Raw genomic sequence first — 19185 nt, 5'->3', positions numbered from 1 at the left:
TTTCCGGATGGATGGCCGCCTTCTTCCCCGCAGAGGAGAAGCGGATGGCAACCCGGCAGACGCAGGTTCTTGCGCGGTCGCTTCTGACCCCGGCCGTCGGGCTCCTGTTCATCTGGATGATCGTTCCGCTCGCGCTGACGATCTATTTCTCGACCCTGCGTTACAGCCTGCTCGATCCCGGCTCGGAAGTGTTCGTCGGGCTGGAGAATTTCCGCTACTTCCTCACCGATCCCGCCTTCCTCGCCTCGCTCCGGAACACGCTCGTTCTGGTCGGCTCGGTGCTGGCGCTGACGATCCTGCTCGGCATTCCCCTGGCGCTGCTGCTCGACCAGCCCGTGATCGGACGCAACTTCGTCCGGCTGATGGTGATCGCGCCGTTCTTCGTGATGCCGACGGTGAGCGCGCTGGTCTGGAAGAACCTGTTGATGCACCCGGTCTCCGGCCTGTTCGCCTGGCTCGCCACGCTGTTCGGCCTGACGCCGATCGACTGGTTCAACGACGTGCCGCTGTTCGCGGTGATCCTGATCGTGGCCTGGCAATGGTTGCCGTTCGCCACGCTGATCCTGCTCACGGCGCTGCAATCGCTCGATGAGGAGCAGAAGGAGGCCGCCGAGATGGATGGCGCCAGCGCCGTCTCGACCTTCATCTACATCACGCTGCCGCACCTCGCGCGTCCCATCACCGTGGTGATCCTGATCGAGACCATCTTCCTGCTGACGGTGTTCGCCGAGATCTTCGTGACCACCGGCGGCGGGCCGGGGCTCCAGACCACCAACATCGCCTTCCTCATCTACGCGCAGGCGCTGATCCAGTTCGACGTCGGCAGCGCCTCCGCGGGCGGTCTCGTTGCGGTGGTGATCGCCAACATCGTTGCCTTCTTCCTCGTCCGCATCGTCGGCCGCAATCTGGAGGCTTGAAGCATGGCGCGGATGGCGACGACGCGGCGGGTGGCGATATCGACGGTGGCGGCCTGGCTGTTCGGCTTCCTGATCTTCTTCCCGATCCTCTGGATGGTGCTGGCGAGCTTCAAGACCGAGCTCGAGGCTTTCGCGATCCCGCCATCCTTCCTGTTCTTTCACTGGACCACCGAGAATTACGCGACCGTGCAGGAGCGTAGCGACTACTTCCACCATGCGCTGAACTCGATCATCATCGCCGGCGGCTCGACGGTCATCGCGCTTCTGATCGCCATTCCGGCGGCGTGGTCGATGGCGTTCTCGCCGACCAAGCGGACCAAGGACATCCTGCTCTGGATGCTCTCGACCAAGATGATGCCGCCGGTCGGCGTGCTGGTGCCGATCTACCTGATCTACAAGAGCTTCGGTCTGCTCGATTCCCGCACCGGTCTCGTCTTCATCCTGTGCCTTGGAAACCTGCCGATCGTGATCTGGATGCTGTTCACCTATTTCAAGGAGATACCGCGCGACATCCTGGAGGCTGCGCGCATGGACGGTGCAACAATAGGCCGCGAGCTCGTCTATGTCCTGACGCCGATGGCGATCCCGGGTCTCGCATCGACGATGCTGCTCAATCTGATCCTTGCCTGGAACGAAGCGTTCTGGACGCTCAACCTGTCGACCTCGTACGCGGCGCCGCTCACCACGTTCATCGCCTCATATTCCAGCCCGGAAGGGCTGTTCTGGGCAAAACTGTCGGCGGCCTCGACGCTGGCGATCGCGCCCATTCTCGTCCTCGGTTGGTTCAGCCAGAAGCAGCTCGTGCGTGGGCTCACCTTCGGCGCGGTGAAGTAGAGGGGCTGCCGGATCATGGGTCAGATCACACTTCAGGGCGTGCAGAAATCCTTCGGCCCCGTGCACATCATCAAGGGCGCCGACCTCGACATCGCCGACGGCTCCTTCGTGGTGTTCGTCGGCCCCTCAGGCTGCGGCAAGACCACGCTCTTGCGGCTGATCGCCGGCCTCGAGGACGTCAGCGGCGGCAGCATCCTGATTGACGGCAAGAACGTCGTCGACACGCCGCCCGCCAAGCGCGGGCTGTCGATGGTGTTCCAGTCCTACGCGCTCTATCCGCATATGAGCGTACGCGGCAATATCGGCTTCGGCCTCAAGATGGCTGGCTTGCCCAGGGACGAGATCAACCGCAAGGTCGAGGGGGCCGCCGCGACGCTCAACCTCACGCCCTATCTCGACCGCAAGCCGCGCGAACTGTCCGGCGGCCAGCGCCAGCGCGTCGCGATCGGGCGCGCCATCGTCCGCGAGCCCAAGGCGTTCCTGTTCGACGAGCCGCTCTCCAATCTCGATGCGGCGCTGCGCGTGCAGATGCGGATCGAGGTGACGCGACTCCAGAAGCAGCTCGGCACCACCGCGATCTACGTCACCCACGACCAGGTCGAGGCCATGACCATGGCCGACAAGATCGTCGTGCTCAACGGCGGCAAGATCGAGCAATACGGCTCGCCGCTGGAACTCTACGAGAGGCCGGCCAATCTCTTCGTCGCCGGGTTCATCGGCTCGCCCAAGATGAATTTCGTCACCGGCGAGCCCGCCTTGCAGAAGGGGGCGGCGACGATCGGTGTGCGGCCGGAGCACCTCAAGATCGAGCGCGACGGTGCCGGCGGCTGGCTGGGAACCATCACGGTCGCCGAGCATCTCGGCAGCGACACCTTCCTTTACGTCGACGCGGGCCCGATCGGCATGCTGACCGCGCGCTACATCGGCGAATTGAGCCTGCACGCCGGCGACCGGGTGTCGCTGGTGCCAGACCCCGCGCGCATCCACCGCTTCGACAATAGCGGCAACGCGCTTCGCGGCTGACAAGAAACGGCAAGAAGACGGAAAGACCACCATGTATCTGGAAAAATTCAAGCTGAGCGGCAAGACCGCATTCATCACCGGCGGCGGGCAGGGCATTGGCCTTGCCTGCGCCGAGGCGCTGGCCGAAGCCGGCGCCAGGGTCGTCATCGGCGATCGCGACAGCAAGGTCGCCGACAGCGCGAAGGCCAGCCTGAAGGCCAAGGGCTACGATATCGAGACCGCGATCATGGACGTCACCGATACCAGGCGCGTCGCGGAGGTGGCGAGCGACCTCGTCGCCCGCCACGGCAAGGTCGACATCCTCGTCAACAATGCCGGCATCGCCCGCAGCGAGACGCCGGCGGAGACCGTCACCGACGAGCACTGGCTCAACGTCATCGACGTCAATCTCAACGGCACCTTCTGGTGCTGCCGCGAATTCGGCAAGCACATGCTGAAGGCCAAGAGCGGCGCCATCGTCAATGTCGGCTCGATGTCGGGCTTCATCGTCAACAAGCCGCAGGAGCAGTGCTTCTACAACGCCTCCAAGGCCGGCGTGCACCACCTGACCAAGTCGCTCGCCGCCGAATGGGGCGCGCGCGGCGTCCGCGTCAATGCGGTGGCGCCGACTTACATCGAGACCCCGCTCAACGCCTTCGTGAAGAGCAACCCGAAAATGTACGACGCCTGGATCGGTGGAACCCCGATGGCGCGAATGGGGCAGGTCGAGGAGATCGCCTCGGTCGTCCTGTTCCTCTCATCCGAGGCCGCGAGCCTGATGACAGGCAGCATCGTGCTGGTGGATGGCGGCTACACTTGCTGGTAGGCTTGCGTCAAAATTGACGGAAAGCGACCGGGAGCGACAATGCCGCGAGCGTATATCGGCGTCGATGTAGGGACCACGAGCACGCGGGCAGGGGTGTTCGACGAGGCCGGCACGCTGCTCGCGATGGCGCGGCATCCGATCCGGATCTGGCACGAGGCCGGCGATATCGTCGAGCAGTCATCCCAGGACATCTGGGACGCCTGCGCGACATCGGTGCGCGCGGCGATGGCGGAGGCTGCGATCGCGCCCGACAGCGTCGGCGGCATCGGTTTCGACGCGACCTGCTCGCTCGTGGTGCTCGATCCGCACGGCGAGCCCGTCACGGTCAGCACCTCCGGCGATCCGCAGCGCAACGTCATCGTCTGGATGGACCATCGCGCCGTCGCCGAGGCGCGGCTGATCAACGAGACCGAGGATGCCGTGCTGCGCTATGTCGGCGGATCGATCTCGCCCGAGATGGAGATGCCGAAGCTGCTGTGGCTGAAGCGGCATTTGCGTGCGAGCTTCGATGCTGCCGGCCACTTCTTCGATCTGGCGGATTATCTGACCTGGCGCGCGACCGGCTCGCTGCAGCGCTCGACCTGCACCGTTACCTGCAAATGGAACTATCTTGCACATGATGGCGGCGGCTGGAGCGCGCCGTTCTTCAAGCGCATTGGCCTGTCAGACTTCGTCAGCGAGAATTACGCCCGCATCGGCACCGGGATCGTCGCGCCCGGCACCCGGCTCGGCGAGGGTCTCACGCACGCCGCGGCGTCCGATCTCGGTCTGTCGCCGGGCACGCCGGTTGGTGCGTCGCTGATCGATGCGCATGCCGGCGGCATTGGCGCGATCGGCGGCCGCGACGGATCGGGTGGCGCGTCCGATGTCTGCGATCGCCTCGCCTACATCATGGGGACCTCGGCCTGCATCATGGCGACGACCAGGGAGCCGTGCTTCGTGCCCGGGGTGTGGGGTCCTTACTACTCCGGCATGGTGCCGGACTTCTGGCTCAACGAGGGCGGCCAGTCGGCCGCGGGCGCGGCGATCGATCACCTCCTGAAGTCGCATCCCGGCTTCGCCGAGGCGAGCGCGGCGGCGCGCAGCGAGGGGCTCGACCTCATCGATTTCCTCGAGCGCCGCATCATCGCGCGCGCCGGCGATGCCAGCCGCGCCGCGCTGCTTGCCCGCGATGTGCACGTCTTGCCCGAATTCATCGGCAATCGCTCGCCCTATGCAGACCCGGATACGCGCGCGGTGATCGCCGGCCTCGATCTCGACACCGACATCGCTTCGATGGAGCGGCTGTTCGTTGCCGGCCTGTGCGGGCTCGCCTACGGGCTCGCCGAGGTGATCGAGGCCTTTGCCACGCATGGCGTTCGTTCCAGCATCATGATCATGGGCGGCGGCGCCAGCCGCAGTCCCTTGGTGCGGCAGATCATGGCGGATACGACGGGCCTCACGGTGGCACTGCCGCAGACGAAAGAGCCGGTGCTGCTGGGGGCCGCCATGCTCGGGGCGGTGGCTGGCGGTGCCTGTGCCTCGATCGGCGAGACCATGGCGAAGATGTCGGCGTTGGGACGCAAGAGCGAGCCGACCGCGCCGGACATGGCGGCGTTTCACGCCCGCAAGCGCGAGGTCTACAAGCTGCTGCGCGAGGTCGATCGCGGCAGCCGCGCGACGATGCGCGAGATCGCGAGAGGTTGAAGGGGATGTTGATTGCCTGCGGCGATGCGCTGATCGATTTCGTGCCGACGCGAAACGCCGATGGCCGCGAGGCGGTAATGCCCGCCGTCGGCGGCTCGTGCCTCAACGTCGCGATCGGCATGGCGCGCCTCGGCGCGCCCACCGGCTTTGTCGGTGGCATCTCGACCGACCTGTTCGGACGGATGATCGCAGATCACGCCGCAGCCTCGCAAGTCGAGCTGGGTCTCGCCACCCGCAGTGATCATCAGACGACGCTCGCCTTCGTGCGCATCGTCGCGGGCGAATCCCACTATGCCTTCTACGATGCCGAGACGGCGACGCGGAATTGGACCTACCGACGCGGCTCCATTCCGTTCGAGACGGTCGAAGCCCTACATGTCGGCTCGACCACGCTGGTCAACGACCAGGGCGCGGCGGAGACGACTGCGCTGATCGCGGATGCGCGGACGTCATCGACGATCTCGTTCGATCCGAACTGCCGGCCCAATCTGGTCAAGGACAAGCCGGCCTACCTTGCGCGCATGGCTGGCTTCGCGGCCAGCGCCGATCTCATCAAGATGTCCGATGTCGACTTCGCCTTTCTCTACGGTGAGGAGCCGTATCAGCAGCGGGCGAGCGCGCTGTTGGAGCAGGGCGCGAGCCTCGTCGTCATCACCCGCGGCAACAACGGTGCCACGGCGTGGCACGCCGGAGCAGGGCAGATCGAGGTCGCCGCGCCGGCGGTCGAGGTCGCCGACACCATCGGCGCCGGTGACAGTTTTCAGGCGGCGCTGCTGGTCGCCCTGCACAAGCAGGGCCGCATCGTGCGGCAGCAATTGAAGGACGTCAGTGCCGACGAACTCCGCCGCGCGCTGTCGTTCGCTGCCAATTGCGCCGGCCTCACCTGCACCCGCCCGGGGGCCGATCCGCCCTGGATTGGCGAGATCACGTGGCGTTGGTGAGGCGGTGTCGCCTCACAGCCGCGCGACGGCCTTCTCGGCGCATTTGAGGAAGGTTCCGATCAGCGGACTTTGGGAATCCCGCCGCCAACAGACCGCGATGTCGAGGGAGTCGGTGGCGTCTCGCAGCGGCCTGAACACGATGCCGCGCGGCGCGCCGAGCTGCGCGCAGGCCGGCAGGATGGCGAAGCCTTCGCCGGCGAGGACCAGGCTCATCGCCGAATGCACCGTCTCGACGCGGCTCGCGATCGGCATCACCACCTGGTGCCGGCGCAGCATGGGGACCACGGCGGACGAAGCGGGACCATGGTCCGGATGCGGGAGCGCGATCAGCGGACGGCCGTGCAACCGGGCCATAGGCACGGAGCTCAGGCGGGCGAGTGGCGAGCGGATCGGCATGGCGAGCATGAGGCGCTGCGCACCGATCCGCGCCACCTGGATCTCGGGATGGTTGATGGCCGGCATGCATAGCGCGACGGTGACGCTGCGATCGAGCACCCGGGCCTCGCGTGTCGAGGCGCTGAGCTCGGCGAATTCGAGGTCGACGCCGGGCACCGAGCGGCGCAGCTCGGGGATGAGCCGCGGCAGTATCGCATTCGCCAGCACGAACATGTAGCCGACCGAGAGCCGACCGCGCCGCCCCGAGGCGACCGCGCGCGCGGCTTCGGCGCCGTCGGCTGCCAGCGCCAGCGCCTCGCTGGCGCGTGCCAGCAGCGCCTGGCCCGCTTCGGTCAGGTCCATGCCGCGGGTGCCGCGGCGGAACAGCGGCGCGCCGATCTCGGCCTCGAGCTTGCGGATCTGGACCGAGAGCGGGGGCTGGGCCATGCGCAGCCGCTCGGCGGCCTTGCCGATGCTGCGCGTCTCGGCGACGGCGACGAAATAGCGGAGCCGGCGAAGATCCATTGGCATACCGAATACGTATGGGTTGACCATCAAAATCGTATTGGACGGCGAGTTAACAAAACTGTCATTCTCGCTGTCAATGTTGGGCCAACGACGGCCAGCTTCGGAGCGTGATGTGACGATGAACGGCGATCCCTGTCTTTTGTCCGCAACCGAGCTGCGCGGCCTCATCGCCGAAAAGCGGATCTCGCCCGTCGAGCTCGTCAGTGCCGTGCTCGCGCGCGCCGAGGAGCTTCAGCCCAAATTGAACTGCTTCATCACGCTGTGCGGTGATGAAGCGATGGCAGCGGCGCGCGACGCCGAGCGCAAGATGATGGCCGGCGAGCCGCTCGGCCTGCTGCACGGCATCCCCGTCACCGTCAAGGACATCGTCAACACGCGCGGAGTGAAGACCACCTTCGGCGCCGTTCCCTATAGAGACAATGTGCCGACCGAGGATGCCGTGGCGGTCGCACGGCTGCGCGCGCAAGGCGCGATCCTGATCGGCAAGACCACGACGCCGGAATTCGGCAGCAAGTGCCTGACCGACTCGCCTCTGTTCGGCCGCACCCGCAATGCATGGAGTGCCGAGCGTTCCTCCGGCGGCTCCAGCGGTGGCGCGGCGGTCGCCATTGCCAGCGGCATCGCGCCGCTTGCGATCGCGACCGACGGCGGCGGCTCGACGCGGATCCCGGCCGCCTGCAACGGCGTCGTCGGCTTGAAGCAGAGCAACGGCGTCATCCCGCACAGCCAGGCGCTGGACGTGTTCGGCAACCAGACCTATGTCACGCCGACGACGCGCACCGTCGCCGACACCGCGCTGATGATGCAGGCGATGGCCGGCGAGGATCCATGCGATCCCTGGTCGATCGGCATTCCCGCACCCGATTTCATCGGCAGCGCCGCGCCGCGCGGTGATCTGCGCGGGCAGAAGATCCTGTTCTGTGCTTCGCCGCCCGGACGGCCCGTGTCTTCGGACGTCGCCGCCAGCTTCAAGGCGAGCCTCGACCGGCTGGCGAGCCTTGGTGCCGAGATCGAAGAATTCTCCGGCGACGGGTTCGACATCGAGCCGATCTGGCGCGCCATCAATCACACGGTCTGGCGCACGCGCTTTGCCAAGCTCGCGGCCGAGCACAAGGACGAGCTGAGCGAGGCCTTCCTCAAGCAGCTTGCGCTCGCCACCGAGGTCAGCGGTGCCGACTATCAGGAGGCGATGTTCGCGCGCACCGCGCTGTTCCGCCGGGTGCAATCGCTGCTTGCGCGCGGGCACCTCCTGGCAATGCCGACCATCACCCGCACCGCGCTGCCGATCGGGCAGGACCTGTTCGGCACCATCGAGATCGACGGCAAGTATTTCGACAGCGTCCGGCCGCATTGGTTCCCCTGGACCATGCCCTTCAACATGACCGGACATCCCGCGGTCAGCCTGCCCTGCGGCTTCGGCCGCGACGGTCTGCCGATCGGGCTCCAACTCGTCGGCCGTTTCCGGGGCGACGCCGAATTGCTGCGCGCGAGCGCGCTGTTCGAGGCCTCGCACGATCTGCTCTCGCGCCGGCCCGCTTGAGAAGATGGATATGCAGCAAGGGGCTTGCCTCCGGCGTCCGGACATGTTGATCGTGCTGCGATCAAGCCCTGAAGCCGAGCGCGCATGAGCGTCTTTGTCCTCCGACGTGTCCTGACCCTGCTGGCGACGCTGGTCGGCGCATCGCTGATCATCTTCCTTGTGCTGGACGCTCTTCCCGGCAATGCCGCGCAGATGCTGATGGGCGCCGACGCCTCGGCCGACGCGGTCCGCGCGCTCACCGTCAAGCTCGGGCTCGACCAGCCGCTGGCGGTTCGCTATCTGCAATGGATCAGGGGACTGCTCTCCGGCGATCTCGGCAACAGCTATGTCTATGGCACGCCGGTCGCCAGCCTGATCGCGGAACGGCTGGTGCTGACGATTCCGCTCGCGATCATGGCCATGACCATTACGGTGACGCTGGCACTCTCGGCCGGCATCTACACCGCCGCCAATCACAACAAGCTCGGCGATGTCGGCGTGATGTCGCTGACCCAGGTCGGCATCGCGCTGCCGAACTTCTGGTTCGCGATCCTTCTTGTGCTGTTGTTCTCGGTGCGGCTGCAATGGCTCTCGGCGGGCGGCTTTGCCGGCTGGGAGGATGGCATCTGGCCTGGCTTCAAGTCGCTGCTGCTGCCGGCAATCTCGCTTGCGGTGGTGCAGGCCGCGATCCTCGCACGTGTCACCCGTTCGGCGGTTCTCGAGGTGTTGCGCGAGGACTTCGTCCGCACCGCGCGCGCAAAGGGCCTCGGCAAGCGCGAGGTGCTGTGGCGCCACGTGCTGCGCAACGCGATGATCCCCGTCATGACGGTGATGGGGCTGCAATTCGCCAATCTGCTCGCCGGCACCATCGTGATCGAGAACGTGTTCTACCTTCCGGGCCTCGGGCGACTGATCTTCCAGTCGATCGCCAACCGCGACCTGATCGTGGTGCGCAACTGCGTGATGCTGCTGGCCGCCATGGTCGTCGTCGTCAATTTCGTGGTCGATGTGCTCTATGCCTTCATCGATCCCCGTATCAAGGTCCACGATCTGTGAGCGCGCCCATGACCATTGACGCGCCGCTCGCAACACGGCCGCTGCCGGCCCGGACGTTCTGGCGCCGCGCGCTGCGCCATCGCAGCTTCGTGCTCGGCGGTGCGCTGAGCCTGCTGGTGCTCGCCGCGGCGCTGCTGTCGCTGGTGTGGACGCCGTGGCCCCCCACCGAGATCGACATCGCCTCGAAACTCCGGCCGCCCTCGGCGGCGCACTGGCTCGGCACAGATTCCTTCGGTCGCGACATCGTCTCGCTGCTGCTCGCGGGCGCCCGCTCCACCATCATGGTCGGCATCATTGCCGTGAGCATCGGTCTCACCTTCGGCGTCTGCCTCGGCCTGATTGCCTCTGCCAAGCGGGGCTGGACCGAAGAGATCATCATGCGGTTTGCCGATTTCAGCTTCGCCTTTCCGGCCGTGCTCTCCGCGATCATGCTCGCCGCGGTCGCTGGACCGGGCATGGTGACCTCGATCGTCGCGATCGGCATCTTCCAGATCCCGACGCTGACGCGGCTGACGCGCGGTTCGGCCAACGCGATCTGGGCGCGCGAGTTCGTGCTGGCCGCGCGCGCCGCGGGCAAGGGGCGCTTCCGCATCACCATCGAGCACGTGCTGCCCAACATCCTGTCGATCCTGATCGTGCAGGTCACGATCCAGTTCGCGCTCGCCATTCTCGCGGAGGCCGCCTTGTCCTATCTCGGCCTCGGCACCCAGCCGCCGCAGCCGTCCTGGGGCCGCATGCTGAACGATGCGCAGACGCTGCTGTTCCAGTCGCCGATGCTCGCGGTCTATCCGGGCGCTGCGATCGCGATCGCGGTGCTCGGTCTCAATCTGCTCGGCGACGGATTGCGCGACCTGCTCGATCCCCGGCTGGCGCGGGAGCGATGACGATGGGTGAGCGCTCCAACATGCCGCTGATCGAAGTCGACAATCTCGGCGTCCGCCTCAACACGAGCCGCGGGCCCGCGCAGGCCGTGCGCGGTGTCAGCTTCACTCTCAAGCGCGGCGAGACGCTCGGGCTCGTCGGCGAATCCGGTTGCGGGAAGTCCGTCACGGCACTTTCCCTGATGGGCCTCTTGCCGGACAGCGCGGGCGTCAGCGGCAGCATCAGGCTTGATAGCGATGAGCTCGTTGGGCGTTCGGATGCCGATTATTGCCGTCTGCGCGGCAACCGCATCAGCATGATCTTCCAGGAGCCGATGACCGCGCTCAATCCGATGCACGCGATCGGCCATCAGGTCGCCGAGCCGCTGCGGCGTCACAAGAAGTACTCTGCGGCACAGGCGCGGCGCGAGGCGATCGCCTTGCTCGACCGCGTCGGGCTGCCCGATCCGGCACGGCGCGTCGACGCCTATCCGCACCAGTTCTCTGGCGGTCAGCGCCAGCGCATCACCATTGCCATGGCGCTCGCCTGCGAGCCGGACCTGTTGATCGCGGACGAGCCGACCACCGCGCTCGACGTCACCATCCAGGGCCAGATCCTCGACCTCATCGCCGATCTCGTCGAGGAGCGCGGCATGTCGATGATCCTGATCTCGCACGATCTCGGCGTCATCGCCGAGAACGTGCAGCGGATGATGGTGATGTATGGCGGCACCGTCGTCGAGAGCGGGCCGACCGACGAGGTGTTCCGCCGGATGGGGCATCCCTACACGCAGGGCCTGTTCCGCGCCCGGCCGAAGCTCGGCGCGCGCAAGGGGACGCGGCTGAAGACGATCGCGGGCACGGTGCCGGAGCTCGCCGATTTGCCGTCCGGCTGCACCTTCTCCGATCGATGCCCGCTCGTGATCGATCAGTGTCGCGCCGCGCTTCCGCCGATGGTGGACGTCGGACCTCGCCACTTCGTGCGCTGCATCAGGACGGACGTCTCCATGGCCGAACGCGTCGGAGCGCTGTCCGCATGATCGCCGCAGTCGAACCGCTTCTCGACGTGAAGGATCTGGTGCAGCGCTACACGCTGCCACGCGAAAGCCTGTTCCGTCCGCCCGGCCAGGTGCACGCGCTCAACGGCGTGAGCGTGCGGGTCGATGCCGGCAAGAGCCTCGGCATTGTCGGCGAGTCCGGTTCGGGCAAGTCGACCTTTGCGCGCGTGGTGATGGCGCTGGAGCGGCCGACCTCCGGGCAGGTCGCACTGCTCGGGCGCGATCTCAACCGTCTCCCTGCGGACGAGCTGCGCCGTGCACGCCGCGATTTCCAGATGGTGTTCCAGGATCCCTACGGCTCGCTCGATCCGCGCCAGACCATCGCGCGCATCGTCGCCGAGCCGCTGACCGTGCTGGAAGGGGCCGATCGCACCACATTCCGCGAACGCGTCTCCGCGGCGCTGCGCCAGGTCGGCTTGCGCGATGCCGACATGGACAAATATCCGCACGAATTCTCCGGCGGCCAGCGCCAGCGCATCGCGATCGCGCGCGCGCTGATCACGCAGCCGAAGCTGATCGTCGCCGACGAGCCGGTCTCCGCGCTGGACGTCTCCGTGCAGGCGCAGGTCCTGAACCTGATGCAGGACCTCCAGGAGCAGTTCGGCCTGAGCTACATCCTGATCAGCCACGACCTCGCCGTCGTCGACTATCTCTGCGACGAGGTCGCGGTGATGTATCTCGGCCGCATTGTCGAGCAGGGGCGGCCGGAGGATCTGTTCGAGCGCTGCGCCCATCCCTATACGCGGGCGCTGCTGGACGCTGTGCCGCGGGCGCGCGCCGGAGGCGGCCGGCGGCGGCGCGGGGCGCAGGCGATCGCCTCGCAATCGGCGGCTGCGACCGGATGCCCCTATGTCTCGCGCTGCGCCCTTGCCGACCAGCATTGCCGCGAGGTCGCGCCTGGGTTACGCAAGGTGGGCGAGGGGCACCTTGCCGCCTGCCACAAGGCCGAAGCCGTGATGGCGTTGCCGCAGGCGGCCATGGAAGGTTAGTCTCCAGAGCAGGATTGGCGTAGGCTGGGAAGTCAGCAGGCCGGGGAGTTACGCATGTTGAGGAAATTGTCGATCGTCGCATTTGCTGCCATGCTTGCCGCTGCGCCGCTGCCGGTGCTGGCGCAGAGCAAGAAGGACAGCGTCGTCATGGCGATGGCGCTGGAGCCGCCGGGGCTCGATCCGACCAACGCCGCGGCCGCCGCGATCGCCGAGGTCACGCTCTACAACATCTACGAGACCCTGACCAAGATCAACGAGGATGGCTCCGTCTCGCCGCTGCTGGCCGAGAGCTGGACCGCATCGCCCGACCTGAAGACCTATACGTTCAAGCTGCACAAGGGCGTCAAATTCCACAACGGCGAGCCGTTCGATTCCGCCGCGGTGAAGTTCTCGTTCGAGCGCAACGGGGCGCCGACCAGCACCAACAAGGACAAGAGCCTGTACCAGGCCTTCGAGAAGGTCGAGGCGCCCGACGCCGACACGGTCGTGATCACCCTGAAATATGGCGAGCCGAACTTGCCGTTCCTGCTCGGGCAGGCGAGCGGCTCGATCGTCGAGCCGAAGAGCGCTGCCACCAACGTCACGCAGCCGGTCGGCACCGGGCCTTATCAGCTCAGCGCCTGGGCCAAGGGCTCGTCGATCACGCTGAGCAAGTGGGCCGGCTACCGCAACGCTTCGGCCATCAAGCTGTCGAAGGTGACGATCCGCTTCATCTCCGATCCGGCCGCGCAGGCCGCTGCGCTGCTCTCGGGCGACGTCGACGCGTTCCCGCGCGTCGCCGCACAGCGCACCCTGGCGCAGTTCAAGGCCGATCCGCGCTTCAATGTCATGGTCGGCGGCTCCCGCGCCAAGACCATCGTCGGCATCAACGAGAAGAAGAAGCCGCTTGACGACGTCCGCGTCCGCCGCGCCATTCTCGCCGCGATCGACCGCAAGGCGATGATCGACGGCGCCGTCGACGGCTTCGGCACGCCGATCGGCAGCTTCTATGTGCCAGGCGCGCTCGGCTATGTCGACACCACGGGCATCAACCCCTACGATCCCGAGAAGGCCAAGAAGCTGCTCGCCGAGGCCGGCGTCACTACGCCGCTGGAATTGTCGCTGAAGCTGCCGCCGCCGTCCTATGCGCGGCAGGGCGGCGAGATTCTGGCAGCCCAGCTCGCCAAGGTCGGGATCGTCGCCAAAATCGAAAACGTCGAATGGGCGCAATGGCTGTCGCAGGTGTTCGCGGCCAACGGTCCGCATAATTACGATCTCACCATCGTCAGCCACGTCGAGCCGTTCGACCTCGTCAAGATCACCGAGCCGGACTACTATCTCGGCTACAACAACGAGGCGTTCAACGCGCTCTACAAGCAGATCGTCGCAACGCCGGACGAAGCCGGCCGCGCCAAGCTGCTCGGCGATGCCCAGCGCATGCTGGCGACCGACGCGGTCGCGGGCTTCCTGTACCAGCCGCAGCTCATCACCATCACCAACAAGAAGCTGAAGGGCGTCTGGAAGGAAGTCCCGCAGTTCGAGAACGATTTCTCGACCTGGTATTGGGAGTAGGGCGCGCTCGATCAGGTCGAGATAGCCTTCATGTCAATCTCTCCCTATGGGAGAGGTGACAGCGGCCCAAAACAAAAATCTGAAAAACAACCCCATGCACAGTAGCCGGGGGTAGTCATTTCAATGGCTTGCGCGTTGCGCAGTTGAATGGTCCGCGCGATGCGCCGAGACGTTGACCCGTCGGGCAAAACACTGGCATGATGCCATCATCGCGGCCTCATGGTTAGGGACGCGCCGTCAGGCGAGGCAGCCGTGAAGAAGCCATCCCGTCGCGATGCCGGCATCGTCGCGGCGGCCCCTGGCGCCGAAGCGCCGATCACCCCAAGACTCGACAATGCATCGATGAGCGATATCGCTCAGGCCCTGGCCAATGGGCAGGTCGATGCGACGACGCTGACCAAGGCCTACCTCGCGCGCATCGAGGCCTACGATCGCGGCGGGCCGGCGCTCAACTCGGTGCGCACACTCAATCCCGATGCGCTCGCGATTGCGGGCAAGCTCGACGGCACAAAACCATCGGCCAGGCGGCCGCTGGCGGGCCTCCCGATCCTGCTGAAGGACAACATTGCGACCGGCGACAAGCAGCCGACGACGGCGGGCTCGCTGGCGCTGGAGGGGGCACGCGCCAGGCGTGACGCCACGATCGTCAAGCTGCTGCGAAATGCCGGCGCAGTGATCCTCGGCAAGGCGAACCTGACCGAGTTTTCCAACATGCTCGCGATCGACATGCCCTCGGGCTACTCGTCGCTGGGCGGCCAGGTGAAGAACCCCTACGCGCCGACGCTGGTGGACGATGACGACATCCCGGTCGTGTCCCCGGGCGGATCGAGCGCGGGCTCGGCGGTCGCGGTGGCGGCCGGTCTGTGCGCGGCGTCGATCGGCACCGAGACCTCGGGCTCGCTGCTATACCCTGCCACCCAAAATGGCCTCGTCACCGTCAAGCCGACCGTCGGACTGATCAGCCGCGCCGGCATCGTGCCGATCGCGCACAGTCTGGACACCGCAGGGCCGATGGCGCGCACCGTGCGCGATGCGGCGCTGCTCCTCAACGTGCTGGCGGCGAAGGACCCGCGCGATGCGGCGACGGAGCGCCAGCGGCGCCCAGCCGACTACACCGCCGACTTCACGCACGATGCAATGAAGGGCACGCGCATCGGCGTGCCGAGCGCCCCCGCCGACCCGCTGAACGATCCCTTCTACGGCAGGCTGCCGCCGAGATCAGCGAAGGTGATGGCGGAGGCGATCAAGGTGCTGGAAGACCTCGGCGCCGTCATCGTGCGCGCCAGCATGCCGACGGCCGGCTGGATGAGCGGACCAGGTACGATCATGGCTGTACTCAACCGCAATCCGCTGAGCGGCAGCAAGGGCAATCCCGTCCCGCAGCGGATCGTTTTCCTCTACGAATTGAAGCGCGATCTCAACCTTTACCTCAGGGATTGGGCGACCAACACGACAATCAGGAGCATCGCCGACATCGTCGCCTTCAACGCGGCGAACGCGGAGAGGGCGCTACGCTTTGGCCAGGACAACTTCCTCGCCGCCAACATGACCAGAGGCGATTTACGCGAACGTGAGTACAAGGCGGCACTTGCCATGGATCTGCTCAGCGCCAGGACCCGCGGCATGGATGCCTACATGAACCAGCACAAGCTCGATGCGGTGCTGTTCCCCGGCAGCGGAGGCGCCGCGATCGCCGCCAGGGCAGGCTATCCCAGCGTCATGGTGCCCTGCGGCTTCGCCTCCGGGGTCGACGGCAAGGATACGCCGGACTATCCGCTCGGCATCACCTTCGCGGGCCGTGCCTGGAGCGAGCACAAGCTGTTGCGTCTGGCCTATGCCTATGAGCAGGCCTCCAACATGCGCAAGCCGCCGCCCGGCTTGCCAACGCTCTAGAGTTCACAGGCCTCCTCGCACGCTTGTCGAGAGGCAGCATTCCGTGGAGCAGCACGCATGAATTCGGATGTCTGCCTCGAAAGTATAGCGGACATGCGCCCCCGGTCGCGGAATGCCGTCTTGTGGACCCACAGCAGAAATGGCGTGTCCGCAGAATGTCCGCTTTGCGCCGGAAACGGCCATTCCCGGGGGCTTGCTGTGGACCCATCTCAAGAGCGATGGAGAAGAGGCCTGGTTCGCGGACATGCGTTCGCCGACGCTACTTTCGTGCTTTCGCCGTACCTTCGCCAGCTGGATTTTCACCCGAGGCCAACGGTAGATAAACCCGCGCCAGTTCCGAAGCTGCTTTAGTTGTTCCGCAGAGGCTTCGGCCTAGAAGATGGCGGTGAAGAAATTCGATCTCATCCGCGACCACTGCCTCGTGGGACGGTCCATCGTAGATGTCGAAATGATCGACGCCTGGATAGATGCGGAGCTCACCTTTAGGCGCTTGGCGCGCGGCCTCAATTGCAGGCCCGGGCTTGGCAACCTGATCGTCCGCAGCGACACAAACCAACCAGGGACAGTGAAGCGAGGCGGCATGTCGGATAGGACTGTATGGAGGACCTAGCAGCCAAGACGTCGAGACGCGGTTTCGCCACTGAGATTCCTCACCGATTGCGACAACACGACGCCAACCGACCTCAGCTCCGGGCGCGCTGATGAATGCCGCCTCATGGGGCTGACCAACGGCAGCCAAATAGCGACCTTCGGCTGCCGCAGTCTTCATTTCCTCCACGACGTGCTGAGGTTTGGTGTAGGTCTGGGTGACCCTGTCGAGATATGGAACCTGGCTGATAACCGCGGCCACCTGGGTGTCCTCTGCTGCCGCGGCGAGCGCGTTGCCCCCGCCTAACGAGGAACCAAACGTCGCCACGCGTCCGGCATCGATACCGGGTAGAGAACGAGTAAACGCGATGGCAGCGCGCCAGTCTTCCAACTGAAGAGATGGCTCGAATAGGTCCGGCTCGCCCGTGCTATCGCCAAAGCCTCGATGGTCGAAGACGAGCGCCGCGATACCGGCGGCCGCAAACCGTTCGGCGAACGCGCCAAGACGGTCTCGGCGTGTGCCGGTCAACCCGTGGGCCATGATGATGATAGGTCTCGCCCCTTTGTCCGCCGCCGCGGGGTACAACCACGCAGCGCATGTAGCATTGCCGGAGGCGAACGTTAGTTCTTTGCGACTCATACTCATTGAAGCTTGTCCTCCTTGATTCCTGGTAACGCGGCCTGCGGCCCATCAGGCAGCGAACCGAATCGGGGAATGACACCGGTCCGGCTCGCTTCCGGATGGCTGTTACCAACCTCGTCGGAGACGGGCCATCACGATTGATCAGGCCGCGCGCAAGATGTTGAGCTGCTGCAGCGCGGTCGCGCCGTCGTCCAGGCCGACCTCTTCCACGATTTTGCCGTTCTCGACGCGCAGCACGGTGATTCCGGTGAAGCGCATTTTCCGACCGGAAGCCGCCGGCAATGATCCGACGATGAAGTCATCGAAAGCAGAGCCGGTGTGTGTGCCGCCGCCTTCCCAACGACCGACGACGTAATCGCCTTCCGCGATCAAGTCCGCAGAGCCCCAAAAGTTGAGATCTGGAAATGCATCGCGGAATCCAATCATGAATTCCTTCACGTCCTTGCGACCGCGGCGCGGCTCATGCAGCGAATACTGCAACAGTATGTCAGGCGCGGCGAGTTCTTCGACGATATCGGGGTTCCAGGGATTGCCCCAGAACTCCTTGAACCAACGGCCTACAACGGCCTTATTGTCCTCTTCCTTCGACATTCGTAATTCCTTCTCCATTGCATGCCCCCACAGTTCGTAAGTGAAACGTACGCCGCGGCCTTCGGTCGTAAACTCAGAGTCCCGTTCAAACTCTTGCCGCGTGACATCGTCCCTTTCACCTAGTGCACGATCGATGTTCCAACCACCCGTTTTCCGACACGGATTTTCGTTTCCATCGCATCTCTTCACGGCCAACGTCGTTGACACTGGTTGGAGCGAAGGTATTCGCGCGAAGCGTCCAGGCCGTGAATCGTTCGCAGTGATGAATGCTTGGGAGTTGTTGGCGTTACCACCTGATGACGTTCGCGACGATGTTCTCGCCGTGGCTCGAAATGCCCGCGAATGTCGGCTTTGCGCCCATCGCTGACGTTTGCAGATCACGATCAGGTTGCTACCATGACACGATACCGAAGGTGTCGTGGGTGTCGTGCTGAGTGCTTCCGGCGAAGGGAATCTTCAGATGTTTCGTGATCTGATAGCCGCGATAACCGTAATTTCGGTAATCGGCATTTCGTTCGCGTCGTTTTATCTGTGCATCGGAATGGCAAAAAGACAGGTGGCGGTCTGGAGAAGGGGATCGACTTACATGTTTGTTCGTTCGAACGGCATGGGGGGCGTTCAGCGAAGAGCGCGCGAAGTCTGGATCAAAGAGCTCGGATATGGCGAGCCCGAAGCAGCCATGATCGCGAGATATCAGTCACGTGCAGGGCTGACAGCCTTTGTAGGGTGCACGCTGCTATTCTTGGTTATCGCAGCCGTACTTCAACATTTCGACTCCACCTGCACCGGTTGTGGTATCCGGGGAGAAAGACCTGCGACGACTACAGGCCGTTAGCGTTCGGACTTCATCTTGGCGCCCACACCAACAGTCCGCCGAAGAACCAAGGAAGAAACAAGACTTCGACCACGACGGCCCAGCGTCGGTATCTTCTGCCTCGCTCGCTGTAGGCGGACGGATCGCGCCAAAGGGCGGGGCGGCGCCCCTCAAGGCGCCGATCTGAATAGCCCTTGAATTGAGCCAATCCGGGCGCCAGATTTCGGCGCATCTGCCGGATGAACCAGGCGTCGGCAACGCCTAGACTCATTATGCCCAACGGCCAAATTAAAGCGATCGCGTTTGAGGCTAACGACATCGCAATTTCGTCTCTGTTAAAGGATTCTGCTTAGCACACCAATGCAAGGCGTGGATGGCCGGGACAAGTGTTTAGCCCGGACAGATCACTGACGGGTGTTCGGAGACATAGCTGACACATCAACATGGCTGGATTGGTCGATTCGGGAGGCCGTCCATGCCTTGGAGTGAGGTGTCGGTAATGGATCAGCGTCAT

General features: G+C 65.1%; 17 protein-coding genes. 14 read left to right on the top strand and 3 right to left on the bottom strand.

Features of this window, described 5'->3' with window-relative positions; genetic code table 11:
• The first annotated feature begins 44 nt into the window (after positions 1-44).
• Genes GPL20_RS36910 through GPL20_RS36885 form a run of 6 tightly spaced genes read left to right on the top strand, consistent with a single transcriptional unit; the run spans position 45 to position 6206 of the window.
• Entirely contained in the window at positions 45-917 is an 873-nt protein-coding gene (locus GPL20_RS36910) for a carbohydrate ABC transporter permease (RefSeq protein ID WP_167533367.1), read from the top strand.
• 3 nt (positions 918-920) lie between these two features.
• Positions 921-1751, top strand: coding sequence for a carbohydrate ABC transporter permease (locus GPL20_RS36905; RefSeq protein WP_157337374.1), 831 nt, complete (start codon positions 921-923; stop codon positions 1749-1751).
• Between the two features lie 15 nt (positions 1752-1766).
• Positions 1767-2774, top strand: a complete 1008-nt coding sequence (locus GPL20_RS36900) for an ABC transporter ATP-binding protein (RefSeq protein ID WP_157337372.1) — start codon at positions 1767-1769, stop codon at positions 2772-2774.
• Between the two features lie 31 nt (positions 2775-2805).
• Positions 2806-3579, top strand: a complete 774-nt coding sequence (locus GPL20_RS36895; protein ID WP_157337370.1) for an SDR family NAD(P)-dependent oxidoreductase — start codon at positions 2806-2808, stop codon at positions 3577-3579.
• A gap of 39 nt (positions 3580-3618) precedes the next feature.
• Complete coding sequence (locus GPL20_RS36890) at positions 3619-5265, top strand: FGGY-family carbohydrate kinase (RefSeq protein WP_157337367.1); 1647 nt, start codon at positions 3619-3621, stop codon at positions 5263-5265.
• 5 nt (positions 5266-5270) lie between these two features.
• The gene (locus tag GPL20_RS36885) at positions 5271-6206 is read left to right on the top strand and encodes a carbohydrate kinase family protein (protein WP_157337365.1); all 936 of its coding nucleotides are present in this window, start codon (positions 5271-5273) and stop codon (positions 6204-6206) included.
• Between the two features lie 12 nt (positions 6207-6218).
• Here the strand turns inward: GPL20_RS36885 and GPL20_RS36880 are convergent, their stop codons facing one another.
• Positions 6219-7106, bottom strand: a complete 888-nt coding sequence (locus GPL20_RS36880) for a LysR family transcriptional regulator (RefSeq protein ID WP_157337362.1) — start codon at positions 7104-7106, stop codon at positions 6219-6221.
• A gap of 121 nt (positions 7107-7227) precedes the next feature.
• Here GPL20_RS36880 and GPL20_RS36875 point away from each other — a divergent pair, with 121 nt between their 5' ends.
• The 7 genes from GPL20_RS36875 (at position 7228) to GPL20_RS36845 (ending at position 16035) form a co-directional block, all read left to right on the top strand.
• Positions 7228-8649 carry an amidase gene (locus tag GPL20_RS36875; RefSeq protein WP_167533369.1) on the top strand — a complete coding sequence of 474 codons (1422 nt, stop codon included), beginning with the start codon at positions 7228-7230 and terminating at the stop codon, positions 8647-8649.
• Between the two features lie 84 nt (positions 8650-8733).
• Complete coding sequence (locus tag GPL20_RS36870; protein ID WP_157337358.1) at positions 8734-9684, top strand: ABC transporter permease; 951 nt, start codon at positions 8734-8736, stop codon at positions 9682-9684.
• Positions 9681-10568 carry an ABC transporter permease gene (locus GPL20_RS36865; RefSeq protein WP_254126437.1) on the top strand — a complete coding sequence of 296 codons (888 nt, stop codon included), beginning with the start codon at positions 9681-9683 and terminating at the stop codon, positions 10566-10568. The genes GPL20_RS36870 and GPL20_RS36865 overlap by 4 nt, the downstream gene beginning before the upstream one ends.
• A 2-nt stretch (positions 10569-10570) precedes the next feature.
• A complete protein-coding gene (locus GPL20_RS36860) occupies positions 10571-11584 on the top strand; it encodes an ABC transporter ATP-binding protein (RefSeq protein ID WP_167533366.1) in 1014 nt (337 codons plus the stop codon).
• Positions 11581-12591 carry an ABC transporter ATP-binding protein gene (locus tag GPL20_RS36855; RefSeq protein ID WP_157337352.1) on the top strand — a complete coding sequence of 337 codons (1011 nt, stop codon included), beginning with the start codon at positions 11581-11583 and terminating at the stop codon, positions 12589-12591. The genes GPL20_RS36860 and GPL20_RS36855 overlap by 4 nt, the downstream gene beginning before the upstream one ends.
• A gap of 54 nt (positions 12592-12645) precedes the next feature.
• Positions 12646-14142, top strand: coding sequence for an ABC transporter substrate-binding protein (locus GPL20_RS36850; RefSeq protein WP_157337350.1), 1497 nt, complete (start codon positions 12646-12648; stop codon positions 14140-14142).
• 252 nt (positions 14143-14394) lie between these two features.
• On the top strand, positions 14395-16035 hold the full coding sequence (locus GPL20_RS36845; protein ID WP_254126435.1) for an amidase family protein: 1641 nt from the start codon (positions 14395-14397) through the stop codon (positions 16033-16035).
• A gap of 259 nt (positions 16036-16294) precedes the next feature.
• Here the strand turns inward: GPL20_RS36845 and GPL20_RS36840 are convergent, their stop codons facing one another.
• Positions 16295-17263 (bottom strand): alpha/beta hydrolase, encoded by a 969-nt coding sequence (locus GPL20_RS36840; protein ID WP_246251267.1) that lies wholly within the window; start codon positions 17261-17263, stop codon positions 16295-16297.
• A 144-nt stretch (positions 17264-17407) separates the two neighbouring features.
• Positions 17408-17857, bottom strand: coding sequence for an ester cyclase (locus GPL20_RS36835; protein WP_157337344.1), 450 nt, complete (start codon positions 17855-17857; stop codon positions 17408-17410).
• A 418-nt stretch (positions 17858-18275) separates the two neighbouring features.
• Here GPL20_RS36835 and GPL20_RS36830 point away from each other — a divergent pair, with 418 nt between their 5' ends.
• Complete coding sequence (locus GPL20_RS36830) at positions 18276-18692, top strand: hypothetical protein (protein ID WP_157337342.1); 417 nt, start codon at positions 18276-18278, stop codon at positions 18690-18692.
• Positions 18693-19185 lie beyond the last annotated feature (493 nt).

The sequence above is a fragment of the Bradyrhizobium cajani genome (assembly GCF_009759665.1).
Taxonomy (GTDB): Bacteria; Pseudomonadota; Alphaproteobacteria; order Rhizobiales; family Xanthobacteraceae; genus Bradyrhizobium; species Bradyrhizobium cajani.
The sequence above is the reverse complement of the archived record's forward strand: the minus strand, read 5'-3'. Positions and strand labels throughout refer to the sequence as shown.